Source organism: Roseateles violae (assembly GCF_030410485.1).
GTDB classification, from domain to species: Bacteria; Pseudomonadota; Gammaproteobacteria; order Burkholderiales; family Burkholderiaceae_C; genus Roseateles_D; species Roseateles_D violae.
The window spans coordinates 12,849-15,298 of sequence record NZ_JAUHHC010000004.1 but is presented as its reverse complement, the minus strand read 5'-3'; the positions used below and the strand labels follow the sequence as shown (position 1 = coordinate 15,298).

Annotated in this window: 4 protein-coding genes; 3 read left to right on the top strand and 1 reads right to left on the bottom strand. The window is 64.8% G+C overall.

Features of this window, described 5'->3' with window-relative positions; translation table 11 throughout:
• Positions 1-180: 180 nt before the first annotated feature.
• Complete coding sequence (locus tag QWJ38_RS14610) at positions 181-600, bottom strand: hypothetical protein (protein WP_290359846.1); 420 nt, start codon at positions 598-600, stop codon at positions 181-183.
• 93 nt (positions 601-693) lie between these two features.
• Between QWJ38_RS14610 and QWJ38_RS14605 the strand changes: the two genes are divergently transcribed.
• From QWJ38_RS14605 to QWJ38_RS14595, 3 genes are all read left to right on the top strand, one after another.
• Positions 694-918: a hypothetical protein gene (locus QWJ38_RS14605; RefSeq protein WP_290359845.1), complete on the top strand. Its 225-nt coding sequence runs from the start codon at positions 694-696 to the stop codon at positions 916-918.
• Positions 919-988: 70 nt separating this feature from the next.
• Positions 989-1,204, top strand: a complete 216-nt coding sequence (locus tag QWJ38_RS14600) for a hypothetical protein (RefSeq protein WP_290359844.1) — start codon at positions 989-991, stop codon at positions 1,202-1,204.
• A 33-nt stretch (positions 1,205-1,237) separates the two neighbouring features.
• Positions 1,238-2,176 carry a hypothetical protein gene (locus QWJ38_RS14595; protein WP_290359843.1) on the top strand — a complete coding sequence of 313 codons (939 nt, stop codon included), beginning with the start codon at positions 1,238-1,240 and terminating at the stop codon, positions 2,174-2,176.
• Positions 2,177-2,450 lie beyond the last annotated feature (274 nt).

Here is a 2,450-nt window from a genome sequence, read left to right as displayed (position 1 = left end):
GGCGCTCGATGGACGATCCCGCTCCTCGACCACGCCGCCACGCGATTGTTCACTCGGTGCCTTGCGCATGAATCCCCCACCCAGATCCCGACCGTCTAGTGTTGCGCGAGGGGCCAGATTGGGGCAGGCCGCGGGGGGCCTTCAGCTTTGGGGGGTGCTGGGGGCGTTTGGTTTCAAATGTTATTTAACATAATACACAGAGCCCAGACCCTCCCCGGGAGCTGTCCTGGCCTCGGCCGGGGAGGGCGCTGCGCCCAGCAGCAGGGAACCCGCCACCATGCCACCAACAGCCAGGCTACGCGCTGCGGCTTTCGAGGGCATGGCGGAAAGGATTTTTCCCACGTAGGACGCCAGCGCGGCCTTGACCGCTTCGTCTTTCTCGCGCTCGACGCGAGCGACCCACAAGATTTCGCCCGCGTCTACGTCGGGCAGCACGCTGGCGATGGCCAGGGCCAATGGGTCGCTCATGTTGCCTGCCTTCGCGCGCCAAATGTGCTGCTGCGAATATCCGAGACGCTCGCCTAGCTCTCGATCACTCATATATCGATTTCCGAGTGATTCTTTGGCTTGAGCCAGGTAGTCCCCGCTAGATACTTTCATAGTGATCCTCCTAATTCGGCCGGATTAGTTTACTCGCTTTTGTGGTGTATAGTTTACTCGCGTTTCACGTGTGGATTGAAAAGGAGGGTTGCTATGCACCAGCAATCAACGGCACAAGGCCCGCAGAGGCTGACCGGCACCCCCGCATTGGGGGCACGATGGGAAGTGAAGGTTCAGGCGCAGGGCACGGCCTATGTGGATACCTGGACCATCGAGGCAAAAACTACCGACCAGGCCTCGCGCCAGGCCGTAGAACTTGCACGCCGCGCCTGGCCAGGTTTCGGCCTGGTCGTTCGCTCAGTCGTCCAAGTCGCGTGATGCGCTGCGCGCCGGTGAAACCCGCCAGCAGCCGAGGCATGATGGCGCCCTTTCAACAGGGAGCGGCCCGATGCCAAACAACGACGACCTCACACCCGACATACTGGCCCGCCTTGACCTCTGCGACTACGAGGAGAGGGTGCCACTCGGCGGCCACTGCTCGACCTGCGGCCACTCGGAGAACGTCACCGGCGAGCCGCTGGTGCATCGCTGCGGCATCATGCGCCTGCTCGTCTCCAGCGGCGGCCGCTGCAGCCAGTACCTGCACCCGCTGGCCATCGGCTAATCGGCCGCTTCTGGCCCCTGGGAAGGGGCCAACGTGACGAAGCTCCAGATCCGCGCCATTCGCGCGGCCAAGCAGACCGGCGCCTTCCTGCTGCTCCATGAGCACGAGGACCAGGTGCTGATGACGCTGGCCCCCTGGGTCTATCGCCTGTTCGTGATGCTGCTGCGCTGCGCCAGCCACAAGACAGGGCAGGGCGAGACCAGCTATGCCCACCTGGTGCGCCTGATGACGCCCATCCAGCCGCGCAGCGGCCCTAAGCACTTCGTCCCCGATGTGCAGGCGATCAAGAAGGTGATCCGCCAGCTCGAGGACCGCCGCATCTTGTCGCGCGACAAGCTGCACAGCCAGGCCGAGGGCCGGCTTCTTTTTATGGTTGCGCCCCGGTACGCTGAAGCTCGCCCATTGTCCGAACTCGAACCCCTATCTCGAACCCCCTCCAAGGCCCGTAAAGGCCCTATCCATCGTGGTTCTGACGATTCGCGGTCCGAACTCGAACCCCAGACTCGAACCCCTCTTACAACAGGAATTCAAGGTCATATTGAGACTGACGAGTTATCCACAAAAACGAGGGTTATCCCTGAGCCTCCAGGGACGGGAATTCCAGCCGACAGCATCAGCATCGCGGCGGGGGAAAAATTTGGGCCCCCCAGGGGGCCAGACACTCGCCCTGCTGGCGCAGGGCACGCCCCCCCGGCCTCTCCAACGACCAGGGCCATGCGTGCGAGGCTGAATCAATCGAGTGCCCCCCAGGGGGCACGACCTGACGCCCCCCAGGGCGCCACGGCCGCTAAGCCACCGTCAGCGCGCATTCGACGGCCCAGCAATGCAGTCTTGAAGGTGGATGCCGGCGGCGGTCTGGCAGCGAAGCCACCAGCGGGCGATGCGGACGGCCCGATGTGCCCATACCCCAGGCTGAGCGATGGCCTGCGGTGGATGACCGAGGATCAAGCACGCGCAGAGCCGCAGGAATGAACCAGGACGCGATTAAACGGGCAAGGGCAGGGCAGGGCATCACCCAGCCCGGAAAAACGCCCCATAGGGCCGCTATTGGCCCCGACCTGGCCCGGGAGGGCCGGCGCCAATGGATGGACGCCGCCACGGCGGCCCAGCGCCACTGCTGGCGCTACAGCTGGCACGATCCGTTTGCCTGGCTGGCCAGCCGCGCCCAATGACGCGCGGCCCGACCCCCTACGAACGGCCGGCCGGCTACCTGCGCGGCCCGACCCCCTACGAACGGCCGGCCGGC